13 protein-coding genes are annotated in these 17,500 nt (G+C 72.7%); 6 read left to right on the top strand and 7 right to left on the bottom strand.

Features of this window, described 5'->3' with window-relative positions:
• Positions 1-20: 20 nt before the first annotated feature.
• Positions 21-1,466 (bottom strand): MFS transporter, encoded by a 1,446-nt coding sequence (locus IG64_RS10285; protein ID WP_037854287.1) that lies wholly within the window; start codon positions 1,464-1,466, stop codon positions 21-23.
• Positions 1,467-1,547: 81 nt separating this feature from the next.
• Here IG64_RS10285 and dusB point away from each other — a divergent pair, with 81 nt between their 5' ends.
• Positions 1,548-2,690: a tRNA dihydrouridine synthase DusB gene (gene dusB / locus IG64_RS10280; protein ID WP_037854286.1), complete on the top strand. Its 1,143-nt coding sequence runs from the start codon at positions 1,548-1,550 to the stop codon at positions 2,688-2,690.
• A gap of 738 nt (positions 2,691-3,428) precedes the next feature.
• Positions 3,429-6,176 carry a pyruvate, phosphate dikinase gene (ppdK, locus tag IG64_RS10275; protein ID WP_037854285.1) on the top strand — a complete coding sequence of 916 codons (2,748 nt, stop codon included), beginning with the start codon at positions 3,429-3,431 and terminating at the stop codon, positions 6,174-6,176.
• A 159-nt stretch (positions 6,177-6,335) separates the two neighbouring features.
• Here the strand turns inward: ppdK and IG64_RS10270 are convergent, their stop codons facing one another.
• Positions 6,336-7,139, bottom strand: a complete 804-nt coding sequence (locus IG64_RS10270) for a PepSY domain-containing protein (protein ID WP_037854284.1) — start codon at positions 7,137-7,139, stop codon at positions 6,336-6,338.
• A 325-nt stretch (positions 7,140-7,464) separates the two neighbouring features.
• Between IG64_RS10270 and IG64_RS10265 the strand changes: the two genes are divergently transcribed.
• The 3 genes from IG64_RS10265 (at position 7,465) to IG64_RS10255 (ending at position 10,593) form a co-directional block, all read left to right on the top strand.
• Positions 7,465-8,724 (top strand): ABC transporter substrate-binding protein, encoded by a 1,260-nt coding sequence (locus tag IG64_RS10265; protein WP_199811566.1) that lies wholly within the window; start codon positions 7,465-7,467, stop codon positions 8,722-8,724.
• Between the two features lie 140 nt (positions 8,725-8,864).
• Positions 8,865-9,767, top strand: a complete 903-nt coding sequence (locus IG64_RS10260) for a carbohydrate ABC transporter permease (RefSeq protein WP_037854550.1) — start codon at positions 8,865-8,867, stop codon at positions 9,765-9,767.
• Positions 9,760-10,593 carry a carbohydrate ABC transporter permease gene (locus IG64_RS10255; RefSeq protein ID WP_037854283.1) on the top strand — a complete coding sequence of 278 codons (834 nt, stop codon included), beginning with the start codon at positions 9,760-9,762 and terminating at the stop codon, positions 10,591-10,593. Before IG64_RS10260 ends, IG64_RS10255 begins: the two co-directional genes overlap by 8 nt.
• An 18-nt stretch (positions 10,594-10,611) precedes the next feature.
• Here IG64_RS10255 and IG64_RS10250 read toward each other — a convergent pair whose 3' ends face one another.
• The 5 genes from IG64_RS10250 to IG64_RS10230 form a co-directional block, all read right to left on the bottom strand.
• Entirely contained in the window at positions 10,612-11,397 is a 786-nt protein-coding gene (locus IG64_RS10250) for an SDR family NAD(P)-dependent oxidoreductase (protein ID WP_037854282.1), read from the bottom strand.
• Between the two features lie 87 nt (positions 11,398-11,484).
• On the bottom strand, positions 11,485-12,069 hold the full coding sequence (locus IG64_RS10245) for a TetR/AcrR family transcriptional regulator (protein ID WP_037854281.1): 585 nt from the start codon (positions 12,067-12,069) through the stop codon (positions 11,485-11,487).
• A gap of 53 nt (positions 12,070-12,122) precedes the next feature.
• On the bottom strand, positions 12,123-12,473 hold the full coding sequence (nirD, locus tag IG64_RS10240) for a nitrite reductase small subunit NirD (protein ID WP_037854548.1): 351 nt from the start codon (positions 12,471-12,473) through the stop codon (positions 12,123-12,125).
• 68 nt (positions 12,474-12,541) lie between these two features.
• A complete protein-coding gene (gene nirB / locus IG64_RS10235) occupies positions 12,542-15,205 on the bottom strand; it encodes a nitrite reductase large subunit NirB (RefSeq protein WP_051812605.1) in 2,664 nt (887 codons plus the stop codon).
• Complete coding sequence (locus IG64_RS10230) at positions 15,206-16,423, bottom strand: NAD(P)/FAD-dependent oxidoreductase (protein WP_037854280.1); 1,218 nt, start codon at positions 16,421-16,423, stop codon at positions 15,206-15,208.
• Between the two features lie 245 nt (positions 16,424-16,668).
• Here IG64_RS10230 and IG64_RS10225 point away from each other — a divergent pair, with 245 nt between their 5' ends.
• Positions 16,669-17,451, top strand: coding sequence for a sulfite exporter TauE/SafE family protein (locus IG64_RS10225; RefSeq protein ID WP_037854544.1), 783 nt, complete (start codon positions 16,669-16,671; stop codon positions 17,449-17,451).
• Positions 17,452-17,500 lie beyond the last annotated feature (49 nt).

Here is a 17,500-nt window from a genome sequence, read left to right as displayed (position 1 = left end):
CGGGACGTCCCGCGCTCCCGTCAGGCGCCGACGCCCGCCGCCTGCCGTACCTCGTGCTCCTGGAGCCGGTCGGCGGTGCGTTCGGCGGTCCGCCGGGCCCACCGGCCGCTGGTGAGGGCGCCCAGCACCAGCACCAGCGCACCGCACACCACCAGCACCCACCACCCGGGCCGGGCGGCCGACACGAACGTGTCCCGGTAGGAGGACGAGCCGGTCCCGGACGCCAGCAGGGCGCCGACCACCGCCACGCCGAGGGTCGAGCCGAGCTGCCGGCTGGTGGAGGCGACGGCCGCGGCGACCCCGGCCTGGGCGCGCGGCATGCCGGACACGGCGGTGTTGGTGATGGGCGCGTTGACGAAGCCGAAGCCGATGCCGAACAGGACGTACCCGGCGAGCAGCGTGGCGTTCGACGTCTCGGCCTCGAAGAGCGCGAACAGCACGGCGCTCGCCGTCATGGCGGTGCCGGCGATCAGCAGCGGCAGCCGCGGCCCCCGGGTGCCGACCAGCCGCCCGGACAGCGGGGCGCACAGGAACGTGGGCGCCGCCATCGGCAGCATCCACAGTCCGGCGTGCAGGGCGTCCAGACCGCGCACGTTCTGCAGGTAGAGCGTGGACAGGAACAGGAAGCCGCCGAGCGCCGCGAAGCCGCTGACCGCGATGACCGTGGCCCCGCTGAACGGGGCGGAGCGGAAGAAGCGCAGGTCGATGAGGGGTTCGGTGCGGCGCGGCTCGTACCACAGCAGGCCGAGCAGCGCGGCGAGCGCGACGGCGGCGAACGGCAGGACCAGGGTGGCGCCGGCGTCCGGGGCCTCGATGATCGCGTACGTCAGCGCGCCGAACAGGGCGATGACGAGCACCTGGCCGACCGGGTCGGGGCGGCGGGCCCTGGGGGCGCGGGACTCGGGGACGAAGCGGAGGGTGAGCAGGATCGCGGCGAGGCCGACGGGCAGGTTGAGCCAGAAGATCGAGCGCCACCCGACGGACTCCACCAGCAGCCCGCCGACCAGCGGCCCGGCGGCCATGGATATGCCGACCACGGCGCCCCACACGCCGATGGCGCGGGCGCGTTCGCGCGGGTCGGTGAAGGTGTTGGTGATGATCGACATGGCGACCGGGTTGAGCATCGAGCCGCCGACGGCCTGCACCATGCGGAAGACGACGAGCAGTTCGAGGTTCGGGGCCAGGGAGCACAGCAGCGAGCCGATGCCGAAGACGACCAGGCCGGTCATGAAGACGCGCTTGCGGCCGATCCGGTCGGCGGTGGAGCCGGCCAGCATCAGCAGGGAGGCCAGCACCAGGGTGTAGGCGTCGATCGTCCATTGCAGACCGGACGTGCCGGCGTGCAGCTCGCGCTGCATGGAGGGCAGGGCGACGTTCAGGACGGTGTTGTCCAGACTCACGATCAGCAGGCTCATGCAGCAGATGGCGAGCACCAGCAGCCGCCGGCGGTGACTCAGCTCGGGCATGTGCACCAGCGTAGTCGATATCGATAGTGCGGTTAACTAATGACTGTTACAAGTTCGCTGCCCGTGCGGGACAATGGGGGAATGTCCACGCCCGAGTCCCCGCTCCAGATCGGCCCACACACCGTCCGGCCCCCCGTGGTCCTCGCCCCCATGGCCGGGATCACCAACGCGCCCTTCCGCACGCTGTGCAGGGAGTTCAGCGGCGGCAAGGGCCTGTTCGTCAGCGAGATGATCACCACTCGGGCCCTGGTCGAGCGCAACGAGAAGACCATGCAGCTGATCCGGTTCGACGCGAGCGAGACGCCGCGCTCGATCCAGCTGTACGGCGTCGATCCGGCGACCGTCGGCAAGGCGGTCCGCATGATCGCCGAGGAGGACCTCGCCGACCACATCGACCTGAACTTCGGCTGCCCGGTCCCGAAGGTGACCCGCAAGGGCGGCGGCTCGGCCCTGCCCTACAAGCGCAACCTGCTGCGCTCCATCCTGCGCGAGGCGGTCAGCGGCGCGGGCGACCTGCCGGTCACCATGAAGATGCGCAAGGGCATCGACGACGACCACCTCACCTACCTCGACGCCGGCCGGATCGCCGTCGAGGAGGGCGTCACCTCCATCGCCCTGCACGGCCGCACCGCCGCCCAGCACTACGGCGGCACCGCCGACTGGGAGGCCATCGCCCGCCTCAAGGAGCACGTCCCGGAGATCCCCGTGCTCGGCAACGGTGACATCTGGTCGGCCCAGGACGCGCTGCGGATGGTCCGCGAGACCGGCTGCGACGGCGTGGTCGTGGGCCGCGGCTGCCTGGGCCGGCCGTGGCTCTTCGCCGACCTGGTCGCCGCCTTCGAGGGCCGTACGGACTTCGCCGCCCGGCCCGCCCTGCGCGAGGTCGCCGACGTGATGGTCCGGCACGCCACCCTGCTCGGCGAGTGGATCGGCGACGAGTCACGCGGCGTCATCGACTTCCGCAAGCACGTCGCCTGGTACCTGAAGGGCTTCGCGGTCGGTTCCGAGATGCGCAAGCGGCTGGCGATCACCTCCTCCCTGGCCGACCTGCGGGCCGGCCTGGACGAACTGGACCTCGACCAGCCCTGGCCCGCCGGCGCCGACGGCCCCCGCGGCCGCACCTCCGGCAACAACCGCGTGGTCCTCCCGGACGGCTGGCTGAAGGACCCGTACGACTGCGCGGGCGTCGGCGAGGACGCGGAACTGGACACGTCGGGCGGCTGAGACGCCCTGAGAGGGGGCGTGTCCGGGTGGCGCGGCCCGGGGTGGTCCTGCGCGCCCAGGTGTCCGCCTGGCGGGGCCCGGGGGAGCCCCACGGCCGGGTGTCCGCCCGGCCGGCGGCGCGCGGGCGCCCGTTCGGCGGCCGGTGTGTGCGTCCGCCCCGGGGCACCCCGGCGTCCTTCCGTGCGCGGGGGCGAGGAGCGGCGGGCTGCCCGGGAGAGGGGAAGCGAGGCCGCCGGGGATCCGTACGGTCCGACGTCCGGTGCCTTTCCGGGCCGGCGGGGCACAAACCCGGCGAACGGGGCGCCGGGAGCCGTGCCGGACCCCTCCTCCGGGACCGCCCGCACGGGTGGTCCGGGAGGTCCGCATGGTGGAATCCGGGCGCGTATGGCAGCGTGATTCTCGCCACCCTTGATAAGGGGTGCGCTCACATGAGCGGATTATCGGCGTCTGCACTTCTCCAAGGAGTGGCACTCAGTGCCACCCTTCGATCGTTCAGCGATCGAAATCACCCGTGCCTGTAGCCGCTCATATGAGCGGCATGACGGGTCCATGGGCAGTGGACCGTTCAAGAAGTGAAAACATCCGGCCCTGACGACTTGCCAAGCCTTGACTTTCGATCCGCTGGCGGACCGCTGGTTACGGGCGCATGACGCACGAGTGGACGTACCCACAAGCCTTCGATCTGGGTATGTTCCTCGCCGTCAGGGCAGCCACCGCGTCCTCGAGGAGTCGAGACCCGTGTCGGAAAACAAAGATCCCCAGGTACCCGCGCCGGGCGGGAGCGTTGAGGGCGTGAAGTTCGTCTACGACTTCACCGAGGGCAACAAGGACCTCAAGGACCTCCTCGGCGGCAAGGGTGCCAACCTCGCCGAGATGACCAACCTGGGCCTCCCCGTCCCGCCGGGCTTCACCATCACCACCGAGGCCTGCAAGGTCTACCTGGACAGCGGCGAGGAACCGGCGGCACTGCGTGACGAGGTGAGTGCGCACCTCGACGCGCTGGAGCAGCGGATGGGCAAGAAGCTCGGCCAGCCCGACAGCCCCCTGCTCGTCTCCGTCCGCTCCGGGGCGAAGTTCTCCATGCCCGGCATGATGGACACCGTCCTGAACATCGGCCTGTCCGACGCCTCCGTGCAGGGTCTCGCCGCGCAGGCCGGCGACGAGCGGTTCGCGTGGGACTCCTACCGCCGGCTCATCCAGATGTTCGGCAAGACCGTCCTCGGCGTCGACGGCGACCTCTTCGAGGAGGCGCTGGAGAAGGCCAAGGAGGCCAAGAAGGTCGCGGTCGACACCGAACTGGACGCGGCCGACCTGAAGAAGCTCGTCACCAAGTTCAAGAAGATCGTCAAGACCGAGGCCGGCCGGGACTTCCCGCAGGACCCGCGCGAGCAGATGGACCTCGCCATCAAGGCGGTCTTCGACTCCTGGAACGGCGAGCGCGCCAAGCTCTACCGCCGCCAGGAGCGCATCCCGCACGACCTCGGCACGGCCGTCAACGTCTGCTCGATGGTCTTCGGCAACCTCGGCCCCGACTCCGGCACCGGCGTCGCCTTCACCCGCGACCCCGCCTCCGGCCACCAGGGCGTCTACGGCGACTACCTGCAGAACGCGCAGGGCGAGGACGTGGTCGCGGGCATCCGCAACACCGTGCCGCTCGCCGAGCTGGAGCAGATCGACAAGAAGTCGTACGACCAGCTCATGCAGATCATGGAGACCCTGGAGAACCACTACAAGGATCTCTGCGACATCGAGTTCACCATCGAGCGCGGCCGGCTGTGGATGCTCCAGACCCGCGTCGGCAAGCGCACCGCCGGTGCCGCCTTCCGCATCGCCACCCAGCTCGTCGACCAGGGCCTCATCGACGAGGCCGAGGCCCTGCAGCGCGTCACCGGCGCCCAGCTCGCCCAGCTGATGTTCCCGCGCTTCGACGACAAGGCGAAGGTCGAGCAGGTCGGCCGGGGCATCGCCGCCTCCCCGGGCGCGGCCGTCGGCAAGGCCGTCTTCGACTCCTACACCGCCGTCAAGTGGTCCCGCTCGGGCGAGAAGGTCATCCTGGTCCGCCGCGAGACCAACCCCGACGACCTGGACGGCATGATCGCCGCCGAGGGCATCCTGACCTCGCGCGGCGGCAAGACCTCCCACGCGGCCGTCGTCGCGCGCGGCATGGGCAAGACCTGCGTCTGCGGCGCCGAGGAGCTGGAGGTCGACACCAAGCGGCGCCGGATGACCGTGCCCGGCGGGCACGTCGTCGAGGAGGGCGACGTCATCTCCATCGACGGCTCCTCCGGCAAGGTCTACCTGGGCGAGGTGCCGGTGGTCCCCTCCCCGGTCGTGGAGTACTTCGAGGGCCGGATGCACGCCGGTGCCGACGACGCCGACGAACTGGTCGAGGCCGTGCACCGCATCATGGCCTTCGCCGACCGCAAGCGCCGGCTGCGGGTGCGCGCCAACGCCGACAACGCCGAGGACGCGCTGCGCGCGCGCCGCTTCGGGGCGCAGGGCATCGGCCTGTGCCGCACCGAGCACATGTTCCTGGGCGACCGCCGCGAGCTGGTCGAGCGGCTGATCCTGGCCGACACCGAGGCCGAGCGCGAGGAGGCCCTCAAACAGCTCCTGCCGCTGCAGAAGAAGGACTTCGTCGAGCTGTTCGAGGCGATGGACGGCCTGCCGGTCACCGTCCGCCTGCTCGACCCGCCGCTGCACGAGTTCCTGCCCGACATCACCGAGCTGTCGGTCCGCGTGGCGCTCGCCGAGTCCCGCCAGGAGCCGCACGAGAACGAGCTGCGCCTGCTCCAGGCCGTGCACCGGCTGCACGAGCAGAACCCGATGCTCGGCCTGCGCGGCGTCCGCCTCGGCCTGGTGATCCCCGGCCTGTTCACCATGCAGGTCCGCGCCATCGCCGAGGCCGCCGCCGAGCGCAAGGCTGCCAAGGGCGACCCGCGCGCCGAGATCATGATCCCGCTGGTCGGCACCGTGCAGGAGCTGGAGATCGTCCGCGAGGAGGCCGACCAGGTCGTCGCGGAGGTCCAGGCGGCCACCGGCACGGAACTGAAGCTGGCGATCGGCACGATGATCGAGCTGCCGCGCGCCGCGCTCACCGCCGCGCAGATCGCCGAGGCCGCCGAGTTCTTCTCCTTCGGCACCAACGACCTGACCCAGACGGTGTGGGGCTTCAGCCGCGACGACGTCGAGGCGAGCTTCTTCACGGCGTACCTGGAGAAGGGCATCTTCGGCGTCAGCCCGTTCGAGACGATCGACAAGGACGGCGTCGGCTCCCTGGTGGCCGCCGCCGCGAAGGCCGGCCGCGCCACCCGCCCCGACCTCAAGCTCGGCGTCTGCGGCGAGCACGGCGGCGACCCGGAGTCCGTCCACTTCTTCCACGAGGTGGGCCTGGACTACGTCTCCTGCTCCCCGTTCCGCATCCCGGTCGCCCGCCTGGAGGCGGGCCGCGCGGCCTCCGCCTCGGAGGGCAGCGACCACCGGTGACGCCGGTGTGAGAAGACCCCGGAGTCCTCGTCGTGGTCCCCGACCCTCACTGCCGATCGCGGCGGGGACTCCGGTTCACGAAGAAAGGGGCGGCATCCTTGTGCGGGGATGCCGCCCCTGTCGTGCGCCTCCCGCGGTGTGCGCGGGTGCCGGGCGCGTTCAGTCGCGGTCGACGTGCTCGCGCACGACGTTGCCATTGGCCACGTCGATGTCGTAGGTCGTCTTGTGCCAGTCCTTGGGCGTGACGACGTCGACGGCCCAGACGAGCTTGTTGTCGTGCTCGTCGAGGTCGACGCCGGTGACCGTGCCCTTGGTCTTGCCGGTGGCCGTCCGCACGGCCTGCGCGGGCGTCCGGGTGACCTTCTTCAGCCGGTCGGCGACCTTGCGCTTGTCGCCGGCGTCCTGGTCCGGCTCGACCGCCTTGCGCGACACCTTGCCGGTGGCGGCGTCGACGTCGACCCGGTGGACCGTGCCGTCGGCGGCGGCGACCTTGGTCTCCCACTCCGCCGCGCCCGCGGAGGGCGACGGGCTCGCGGTGCCGGTGCCCGGGGACGCGGGGCTCGGGGACGCGGGGCTCGGGGAGGCGGGGCTCGGGGACGCGGGGCCGGGGGAGGTGGCCATGCCCGGCGAAGAGGTGTTGCCGTGCGAGGCGTTCTTCAGCTCGATGGAGACCAGCTTGCCGCCGGACACCTCCTTCACGGCGGTGTCGGCGGCCTTGTCCCAGCTCACGTGCGTCTTGGCGAGCAGGTCCCGGCGCTCGGCCTGGTCCTTGGTCAGCGACGCGGTGGGGGAGGGGGAGGACGGTGCCGTGGGCGAGGCCGACGTGGGACTGGCCTCGGCCGCCTCGGCGACACTCGACCCGGTCGAGCCGTTCGAGCAGGCGGTCATCAGCAGAGCGGAGCCGCCCAGAGCACAGATCGCGACGATCGAACGCAGGGGCGGAATACGAAGCGCGGTTGTCATACCACTGTGGGTAACCCCTGCGCGTGAGGCCGACACGGACCCGCCGCCGGAACCACCCCAACGGCCCACGCACCCGGTCACCTGCGGCTTCTCCGCCCCCTGCCCGGCGCCGGACCTCCTGCCCGCCCGCCCCCCGCGCCCGGCCGCCGCGCTCGCGCCCCGCGCCGGCGCCGGGCGTCGCGGGTGGCCGGAAGTGCGCTCTTGACGCGTACACACCGCCGCCACGCTCCTGTCGTAATCACGGTGCATGGTTGATCGTTGGGCCGGGCACGGTGCGGGTACGGCCGTGCGGGCGGGCAGCGAGGACGAGCGTCAGGGGGCGCACATGACCATCAGCCGCAGAGCACTGCTCGGCGCCGGGGCGGTCGCGGGCGGCGGGCTGCTCGCCGCCTGCGGGAGCAACACCGGGCGCGGGGACGGCGGCGGGGGATCGGGGCCGGTACTGACGCAGTGGTACCACCAGTACGGCGAGAGCGGCACCGAGCAGGCGGTGAAGCGGTACGCCGCCGCGTACGGCAAGGCCCGCGTCACCGTCCAGTGGCGGCCGGGCAACTACGACCAGCAGACCGCCGCCGCGCTCCTCACCGACTCCGGCCCGGACGTCTTCGAGGTCAACGGGCCCACCCTGGACCAGATCCAGGGCGGTCAGGTCGCCGATCTCACCGCCCTGCTCGACGGCGTCAAGGACGACTTCAACCCGGCGGTGCTCACCCCGAAGACGTACGGCGGGAAGATCTGGGGCATCCCGCAGGTCATCGACATGCAGATGCTCTACTACCGCAAGAGCCTGCTCCGGGACGCCGGGCTCCGGCCGCCGGACACCCTCGACGCCCTCGTCGACGCCGCCAGGAAGCTCACCACCAGGAAGACCAAGGGACTCTTCCTCGGCAACGACGGCGGCGCGGGCGTCCTCGGCGGAACACCCCTGTACGCGGCCGGACTCCAGCTCGTCACCGAGGACGGCAGGCCCGGCTTCGACGACCCGGCCGCCGCGCGCACCCTCGCCAAGGTCCGCCGGCTGTACGCCGGCAAGTCCCTGCTGCTCGGCGCCCCCGCCGACTGGTCCGACCCGTCCGCGTTCCTCCAGGGCCTGACCGCCATGCAGTGGTCCGGGCTGTGGGCGCTGCCCCAGGTGCAGAAGGAACTCGGCGACGACTTCGGCGTGCTGCCCTTCCCCGCGGACGGCCCCTCCGGCCGTCCGGCCGTGCCCGTCGGCGCGTACGCCGCCGCCGTCAGCGCCCGCAGCCGCCACCAGGACGCGGCCAAGGAGTTCGTGAAGTGGCTGTGGGTGCGGCGCACCGACGACCAGGAGGACTTCGCGCTCTCCTACGGCTTCCACATCCCGGCCCGGATCTCGCTCGCCGAGAAGGCCGCCAAGCTGCGCACCGGCGCCGCCGCCGACGCCGTGCGCCTGACCACCGACCACGGGTACGCCCAGCCCCTGCTGTGGACCCCGGCCGCCCAGACCGCCTACCAGGACGCGCTGAGCCGGATCATCAAGGACGGGGCGAATCCGGACAGTGAGTTGAAGGCGGTGCTGCGGAAGGTGTCGGCCGAACTCGACCGCGTGAAGAAGAAGCCGTGAGCGCGGCACCGACGGGGAACACGCCGGCCGGGAAGGCTCCGACCGGGCAGGCCCCGGCAGGGAGGGCGCGGACCGGTACCGGGTCGGCCGTGAGGGCGCGGGAGGTCGTGGGCGCCAGGGAGGACGCGAGCGCCCGGGCCGTGCGCCGGCGGCGCACCCTCTGGTTCTGGGTCTTCGTCGGGCCCTTCGCCGCGGGCCTCGCCCTGTTCACCTACGTCCCGCTGCTGTGGAGCGTCGCCCTCAGCTTCTTCGACGCGCACAACACCGTCACGCCCACCCGCTTCACCGGGCTGGACAACTACACCGCGATGCTGAAGGACGACGCCTTCCTCGACAGCCTGCGCACCTTCCTCCTCTTCACGGCGTTCATCGTCCCGGCCACCTACGCCCTCTCCCTCTGCCTCGCCCTCATGGTCAACCGGGTCCGCCGCGCGCAGGCGTTCTTCCGCTCGGTGTTCTTCCTGCCGGCCGCGTGCAGTTACGTCGTCGCCGCCCTCGTCTGGAAGATGTCGATCTTCAACGGGGTGCGGTTCGGGCTCGCCAACACCGTCCTGGACTTCTTCGGCGCCGACCCGGTGGCCTGGCTGTCGACCACCGACCCGCCCTGGTACTGGCTGGTCATCGTGACCGTACGGCTGTGGCTCCAGGCCGGTTTCTACATGATCCTGTTCCTGGCCGGGCTCCAGCGGATCGACCCGGTGCTCTACGAGGCCGCCGCCGTGGACGGCGCTCGCCCCGGCCGGCAGGTGCTGCGGCACATCACCCTGCCGCAACTGCGCGCCACCTCCGTCGCGGTGGTCCTGCTCCTCGTCATCAACGCCTTCCAGTCCTTCGACGAGTTCTACAACCTGCTCTCCGACGCCCGCGGCTACCCGCCCTACGCCCGCCCGCCGCTCGTCTACCTCTACTACACCGCCCTCGGCCAGGGGCAGAACCTGGGCCTCGGCAGCGCGGGCGCGGTGATCCTCGCGCTGATCATCGCCCTCGTCACCCTGGGCCAGGCCCGCTGGTTCGGACTGGGAAGGACGGACGCCGATGGATGACGCCCTGGTGCGGGTGGGCCGCGCGCTGCGGCTCGCCCTGCTGATCGCGCTCGCGCTGCTCTTCCTGGTCCCCTTCTACCTGCTCGTGCGCAACGGCCTGGCCAGTGAGCAGGACATCACCTCGCCCGAGTGGACGTTCTTCCCCGCCCACCTGCGCTGGGGCAACGTCCGCGAACTCTTCACGGACACCTCCGTCCCGTTCGCCCGCTCGCTGCTCAACTCCGCCCTGATCGCCGTCGCCACCACCCTCGGCACGGTCCTGCTGGCCTCGCTCGCCGGGTACGGTCTCGCCCGCATCCCCTACCGGCACGCGAACAAGGTCTTCTACGCCGTCCTCGGCACCCTCATGGTCCCGGCCGCCGTGACCTTCGTCCCCAGCTTCGTGCTGGTGTCGTCCCTGGGCTGGATCTCCACCCTGCGCGGCCTGATCGTCCCGACGCTCTTCTCCGCCTTCGCCTGCTTCGTCTTCCGCCAGTACTTCCTCGGCTTCCCGCGCGAGCTGGAGGACGCCGCCCAGGTCGACGGGCTCGGTCCCTGGCGGACGTACTGGCTGGTCGTCGTGCCGAACGCGCGGCCGGTGTTCGCGGCGGTCGGCACGATCGTCTTCATCGGCGCCTGGAACGCCTTCCTGTGGCCGCTGGTGATCGGGCAGGACCAGAGCGCCTGGACGGTCCAGGTCGCCCTGTCCTCCTTCACCACCGCCCAGGTGGTGCGCCTGCACGAGCTGTTCGTGGCGGCGGCCGTGTCGATCCTGCCGCTGCTGGTGGTGTTCCTGTGCTTCCAGCGGTGGATCGTGGCGGGGGTGGAACGGTCCGGGATCGACTAGGCCCGTGCCCAGGGGGTGTCAGAGGGATCCGCCGCTGTCGACCACCAGGTCGGTGCCGACCAGGGAGGCCGCCTCGCCGGAGGCCAGGTACAGGATCGCGGCGGCGACCTCCTCGGTGGCGGAGACCCGGCCGAGCGGGAGGGTGGCCCGGGCGCGTTCGGCGCGGTCCGCTTCCGTCTCGCCGGCGCGCAGCGACATCGTGGTGGCGGTGGCGCCGGGGCTGACCACGTTGATGCGCACGCCGTCGCGGATGTGGTCCAGCGCGGCACCGCGGCTGAGCGCGGTCACGGCCGCCTTGGTCGCGGAGTAGGCGGCGGCGCCGGGGGAGGTGGCGTGGGCGCCGAAGGTGGAGGAGACGTTGACGATCGCGCCGCCGGACGGCTGGGTCCGCATCCGGCGGATCTGCGCCTGCAGGGCCAGGTGGACGCCGGTGACGTTGACGGCGAGCTGGGTGTGCCAGTCCTCCTCCGGCAGGTCGGCCAGCGGCTGCCCGCCCCGGAACACACCGGCGTTGTTCACGGCGACGTCGAGCGAGCCGAAGCGGTCCACGGCGGCCTCCACCAGCGCCGCGGCCGCACCGGGGCGGGAGACGTCCGCGGTCACCGCGAGTGCCTTGCCGCCCGCCTCCTCGATCAGCGCGACCGTGTCGGCCGGCGGCCCGGGGCGGCGGCCGGCGACGACGACGTGGGCGCCCTCGGCGGCGAACGCGAGGGCCGTCGCGCGGCCGATGCCGGAACCGGCCCCGGTGACGAGGACGGTGCGGTCCTGGAAGCGGCCCGCGGACCGTGTGCTCACCGTAGTCATGATCTCCCCTTTTATTGACCGATCGGTTCAGTATGAGGGCCGAAAGAAACGCGCCCGGCGACAGGGCGCGTTCCGCGGTTCCGCCGCTCAGTCCAGCAGTGCCAGGGCCTGTTCCGCCGCGTCCCGGACGCGGGCCGGGTCCGCCGACGCCTTGCCGACGACCCGCAGGCCCTGCATCAGCACCAGCAGGGTGCGGGCCAGGGCGAGCGGATCGCGGCCGGCGGGCAGCTCGCCCTGGGCCTGGGCGCGGACCAGGGCCGCGTGCAGGAGGGTCTCCAGGTGGTCCCAGTTGCGCTCCACGCGCCGGGCGGCGGCCGGATCGTGCGCGGCCAGCTCGGACGCCGTGTTGGTGACCATGCAGCCGTGCAGGCGCAGCTCGTCGTGGGCCGCCTCCGCGGCGTAGCGCCGTACGACCGCGCGTACGCCCGGCAGCGCGGGGCCCGGCGGGGACAGCTCGCGCACGATCCGCCCCATGCCCCCCTGCTCGTAGCGTTCCAGCGCCTTCAGGTACAGCTCGTGCTTGCTGCCGAACGTCGCGTACAGGCTGGCGCGGCCGATGCCGAGGTGCGCCACGAGGTCCGCCATCGACGTCGCCTCGTAGCCGCGCCGCCAGAACAGCTCCAGGGCCGACTGCAGCGCGGCGTCCGGATCGAATTCCTTGGTCCTGGCCACGCCGTGAGCCTAAGCCTGTCTGGAACGACCGGTCAAGTAAACAGGTTCGGTCTTCAGGCGCTGCGGACCCCGTACGCCGTCACCCGCACCCGCTCGTCGTCCAGGCACCGGCCGGAGGTGAGGTCGAAGCGCTGCTTCAGCAGCGGCGAGGCGACGAACGGGCGGCCCCCGTGGGTGCCGGTGAGACCGCGGGAGAGCACCGCTGCGCCGGTGAACGGGTCCCGGTTGTCGATCGCGTACAGGCGGCCGGACCGGTCGCGGAACAGGGCCGCCTGCCGGCCGTCCGGCAGCAGGGCCGCTACCCCGCGGCCGGGCAGCAGCGCGCCCAGGTCGCACACGGTGTACCAGTCGTCGTCGAGCCGGAGCTGGACCTTCCCCCCGGTGGTCCGGGCGGCCTCGGTGATCAGGGTGGTCTCGGTGGTCTCGGTGGTCTCGGTGGTCTCGGTGGTCTCGGTGGTCTCGGTGGCGAGGGTCATCGCTGGGCGCTTCCTTCCAGGGCGTCGTGGGCCGGCCGCAGGCCGAGGGACAGCAGCGGCAGGTCGGGCTTCATCTGGTCGCGTTCGGGAACGAACCCGACGACCGGGTCGGGGGTGTCGGGGGCGTTGACGAAGGACACGAACCGGGCGAGCTTGTCCGGGTCGTTGACCGTCTCGGCCCACTCGTCGCGGTAGTGGGAGACGTGCGCGGCCATCTGGGACTCCAGCTCGGCGCAGATGCCGAGCGAGTCGTGGACCACCACGTCCCGTACGTGGTCCAGGCCGCCGGGGATCCGCTCCAGCCACACGCTGGTGCGCTCCAGCCGGTCGGCGGTGCGGATGTAGAACATGAGGAACCGGTCGATCAGCCGGACCAGTTCGGCGTCGGACAGGTCCTGGGCGAGCAGGTCGGCGTGGCGCGGGGTGGCGCCGCCGTTGCCGCCGACGTACAGGTTCCAGCCGTTCGCGGTGGCGATCACCCCGAAGTCCTTCGACTGGGCCTCGGCGCACTCGCGGGCGCACCCGGAGACCGCCGACTTCAGCTTGTGCGGGGAGCGCAGGCCCCGGTAGCGCAGCTCCAGGTCGATCGCCATGCGTACGGAGTCCTGGACGCCGAAGCGGCACCAGGTCTGCCCCACGCAGGACTTCACCGTGCGCAGCGACTTGCCGTACGCGTGCCCCGACTCGAAGCCCGCGTCCACCAGCCGGGCCCAGATCAGCGGCAGCTGCTCGACGCGGGCGCCGAACATGTCGATGCGCTGACCGCCGGTGATCTTCGTGTAGAGGCCGAAGTCCCGGGCGATCTCCCCGATCACGATCAGCTTCTCCGGCGCGATCTCCCCGCCGGGGATGCGCGGGACCACGGAGTACGAGCCGTTCCTCTGGAGGTTGGCCAGGAAGTGGTCGTTGGTGTCCTGGAGGGAGGCCTGCTCGCCGTCGAGGACGTAACCGCCGGCGCCGATCACCGGGGCGAGGGAGGCGAGGACCGAGGCGACGGCCGGCTTGCAGGTCTCGCAGCCGTCGCCGCCCCGGGCCTCCTCGCGGCCGTAGCCGTCCAGCAGCTCCTGGTAGGAGGTGATGCGCAGGGCCCGGACGATCTCGTACAGCTCCTCGCGGGTCTGCGCGAAGCAGCCGCACAGGCCCTTGTCGACCTCGACGCCGCTCGCCTCCAGCTCGGCGTCGACCAGCTGGGTGAGCACCTTGACGCAGGACCCGCACCCGGTGCCGGCCCGGGTGCACTTCTTCACCTCGGGCACGCTCGTGCACGCGTGGCCGGTGACCGCGCCGCGGATCGTACCCTTGGTGACGTTGTGGCAGGAGCAGATCACCGCGTCGTCGGGGAGGGCGGCCGGGCCGAGCTGCGCGGGCGCACCGGCACCGGCCGGCAGCACCAGCGACTCGGGGGAGACCGGGGGCACCGAGCCGGTGAAGGCGCGCAGCGTGCCGTACGCCTCCGCGTCACCGACCAGGATGCCGCCGAGCAGGGTGCCGTCCCGGCCGATGACCAGCTTCTTGTACAGGCCCGCCCGGGAGTCGGAGTAGACGACGTCCAGACAGTCCTCGGCGGTGCCGTGCGCGTCGCCGAAGGAGGCCACGTCCACGCCGAGCAGCTTGAGCTTCGTGGACAGGTCGGCGCCGGTGAACGCCGGGGCTTCCCCCTCGTCGGCGGCGATGGCCGCCGCCGCCGTCTCGGCCTGCTCGTAGCCGGGCGCGACCAGGCCGTAGACCCGGCCGTCGACCGCCTGCGCGCACTCGCCGATCGCGAACACGTGCGGGTCGGTGACCGTTCGGCACTGCGCGTCCACGCTGATCCCGCCGCGCTCGCCGACCGCGAGACCGCTGTCGCGGGCCAGCTGGTCGCGGGGGCGGACACCGGCGCTGAACACCACCATGTCGGTGGCGAGTTCGGAGCCGTCGGACAGCCTCATGCCGGTGACCGCGCCGTCCGGGCCGGCCACGATCTCCTGGGTGCCCGTGCCGGTGTGCACGGTCAGCCCCATCTGCTCGATGGTGCGCAGCAGGGCGGCGCCGCCGCCCTCGTCGACCTGCACCGGCATCAGGCGCGGCGCGAACTCCACGATGTGGGTGGCCAGTCCGAGCCCCTTGAGGGCGCCGGCCGCCTCCAGACCGAGCAGCCCGCCGCCGACCACCGCGCCGGTCCTCGCCCGCCCGGCGGCGTACGCCTCGATGGCGAGCAGGTCCTCGATGGTGCGGTAGACGAAACAGCCCTCGGCGTCCTTGCCGGGCACCGGCGGCACGAAGGGGTAGGAGCCGGTGGCGAGGACGAGCACGTCGTAGCCGACGGTGAGGCCGGAGCGGGCGGTGACCCGGCGCGCCTCGCGGTCGATCGTCTCGGCCGGGTCGCCCAGGTGCAGTTCGATGCCGTGGGCGTCGAGGAAGGCGCTGTCGGTGAGGGAGAGTTCCTCGGCGGTGCGGCCCGAGAAGTACGAGGTGAGCTGGACGCGGTCGTAGGCGGGACGCGGCTCCTCGCACAGCACGACCACGCGGTGCGTGGCGGTCATGCCGCGCTCGGCGAGCGCTTCGAGGAAGCGCTGGCCGACCATGCCGTGGCCGACGAGCACGATCGTGGGCACCGGGCCGGGGGCGGCGCCGGTGGCACTCGTGGCGCCGGTGGCGTTCGTGGCGGGGGTGGCGGTCATTCAGGAGCCTCCGTCAGGGGTGAGCAGGTGGAGCAGGGGGCCGCCGTCCGTGGGGAGCGGCTCTGCTCCCTCCCAGGCGCGGGCGAGCGCGCCGACGGTGCCGAGTTCGCCGACGAGGACCCCGCCGACCAGCCGGTCGCCGCGGACGACGACCCGGCGGTAGGTGCCCCGGGTGGCGTCGGCGAGCTGCACGACGTCGTCGCCGGGGCGGACGTCCGTCTCCCCGAACGCGGCCAGGTCGAAGGGGGAGTCCGGGCCGTGCAGGGTGAGCCGGGTGAGCGAGCGGGTGCCGGTGTAGGGGGAGGCGGCCGTGCCCGTGAGCAGTCCGGCCAGCGCGGCGGCCTGTTCGAGGGCGGGGGCGGCGAGCCCGTAGACCGTGCCGGCGTGCTCGGCGCAGTCGCCGACGGCGCGGATGCGCGGATCGGAGGTGCGCAGTGCGCCGTCGACGACGACGCCCTCGCGGACGGTGAGGCCCGCGTCCTCGGCGAGCCCCGTGCGCGGGCGCACCCCGCAGGCCAGGACGACGAGGTCGGCGTCGAGGGCGTACCCGTCGGCCAGCTCCACCGAGCGGACCGCGCCGCCCACGCAGCGCACGTCCCGGACCCGGCACTCGGTGTGCACCTCCACGCCGAGGCCGCGCAGGTGCCGCAGCACGAGCCGGGACGCGCCCGGGTCGAGCTGCCGCTCCATCAGCCGCTCGGCCTGCTGTGCGAGCACCACCTGCGCGCCCCGCTCGGCCAGCGCCCGCGCGGCGGACACCCCGAGCAGCCCGCCGCCGACCACCACCGCCCGCACCCCGGGCCGCACCGCCGCGGACAGGCGCAGGCAGTCGTCCATCGTGCGGAAGGCGTGGACGCCCGCGGGCAGTTCCTGGCCGGCGGCGAACAGGCCGCGCAGCGGCGGCAGTACGGGATTGGAGCCGGTGGCCAGGACCAGCGTGCCGTAGCCGATGGCCGAGCCGTCCGCGCAGCGCACCTCGCGGGCCGAGCGGTCGATGCCGACGACGCGGGCACGGACCAGCGCGGGCGGCGCGGGCAGCGTGATCACCTCGGGGGCGTACCGGCCGGCCAGCACCTCCGCGAGCAGCACCCGGTTGTACGGCCGGTGCTCCTCCTCGCCGACGACCAGCGCGGGCGTGCCCAGCTCACCGAGCCGCCGGGCGAGCGTCACGCCCGCGAGTCCGGCACCGATCACCACCACACGCGCATCCGAGGTCATGCCCACGAGCGTGCGGCGCGGAGGTTACCCGGTGGCATCGCCTCTGTTTCCCGCCAGGAACGCTGCCCTCAGCGAGGGCGGGCGGGCACTGTGAGGCCGGCCGGGGAGCGGGGATGCCGGCCGGGGAGCGGCTGCTGCCGGCCGGTGGCTCGGAGGGCGGGCCGGGGGCGGGTGCCACCCGTCCCACCTCAGAAGACGCTCATATGCGTGGACCGGGCACGTACCGCCTCCCTAGAGTCGTGATCATGCCCGACATATCCCTGACCGTGGTCCTCCTCCTCTGCCTCGCCGCGCTCGCGGCCGGGTGGATCGACGCCGTGGTCGGCGGGGGCGGACTCCTGCTGCTGCCGGTGCTGCTGCTCGGGCTGCCCACCGGCACCGCGGCGGCGTCCGCGCTCGGGACCAACAAGGCCGTCGCCATCGTCGGGACGTCCGGCGCGGCGGTGACCTACGCGCGCCGGGCACCCGTGGACGTACGCCTGGCCGTGCGGATCGGGCTCGCCGCGCTCGCCGGGTCCTGCGCCGGGGCGCTGTGCGCGGCCGGGATGAGCACCGACGTGCTGAAGCCGGTGATCATGGTGGTGCTGCTCGCCGTGGGGGCGTTCGTGATCCTGCGCCCGGCGTTCGGCACGGCCCCGGCGCCCGGCCCGGCCACCCGCCGCCAGATCCTCGCGGCGATCGGCCTGGCGGGCCTGGGCATCGGCTTCTACGACGGGTTCATCGGCCCGGGCACCGGCACGTTCCTGGTGCTGGCGCTGACCGCCGTGCTCCACCTGGACCTGGTGACCGCCTCCGCCACCGCCAAGATCGTCAACTGCTGCACCAACGCCGGTGCCCTGGCCGCCTTCGCCTGGCAGGGCGCGGTGCTGTGGCAACTGGCGGCCGTCATGGCCGTGTTCAACCTGGCGGGCGGGATGCTGGGCGCCCGCACCGCGCTGAAGAAGGGCAGCGGCTTCGTCCGGGTCGTGCTGCTGAGCGTGGTCTTCGCCCTGGTGGCCAACCTGGCGTACCAGCAGTGGGTGGCGTGAGAGCGCGCGGTGGGGGGGCGGGCGCAGCAGGGGCGTGAGCGCGCACCGG

Origin of the sequence: Streptomyces sp. NRRL S-340 (genome assembly GCF_000720185.1) — a bacterium.
Lineage (GTDB): Bacteria > Actinomycetota > Actinomycetes > Streptomycetales > Streptomycetaceae > Streptomyces.
Note: the sequence above shows the minus strand (reverse complement) of the source record. Positions and strands in the feature narration are given on the sequence as shown.

Excerpts from the sequence above, each read along its gene's own strand:
- IG64_RS10285 (WP_037854287.1), bottom strand. The coding sequence starts at position 1,466 with ATGCCCGAGCTGAGTCACCGCCGGCGGCTGCTGGTGCTCGCCATCTGC.
- dusB (WP_037854286.1), top strand. The coding sequence starts at position 1,548 with ATGTCCACGCCCGAGTCCCCGCTCCAGATCGGCCCACACACCGTCCGG.
- IG64_RS10270 (WP_037854284.1), bottom strand. The coding sequence starts at position 7,139 with ATGACAACCGCGCTTCGTATTCCGCCCCTGCGTTCGATCGTCGCGATC.
- IG64_RS10265 (WP_199811566.1), top strand. The coding sequence starts at position 7,465 with ATGACCATCAGCCGCAGAGCACTGCTCGGCGCCGGGGCGGTCGCGGGC.
- IG64_RS10255 (WP_037854283.1), top strand. The coding sequence starts at position 9,760 with ATGGATGACGCCCTGGTGCGGGTGGGCCGCGCGCTGCGGCTCGCCCTG.
- IG64_RS10250 (WP_037854282.1), bottom strand. The coding sequence starts at position 11,397 with ATGACTACGGTGAGCACACGGTCCGCGGGCCGCTTCCAGGACCGCACC.
- nirB (WP_051812605.1), bottom strand. The coding sequence starts at position 15,205 with ATGACCGCCACCCCCGCCACGAACGCCACCGGCGCCACGAGTGCCACC.
- IG64_RS10230 (WP_037854280.1), bottom strand. The coding sequence starts at position 16,423 with ATGACCTCGGATGCGCGTGTGGTGGTGATCGGTGCCGGACTCGCGGGC.
- IG64_RS10225 (WP_037854544.1), top strand. The coding sequence starts at position 16,669 with ATGCCCGACATATCCCTGACCGTGGTCCTCCTCCTCTGCCTCGCCGCG.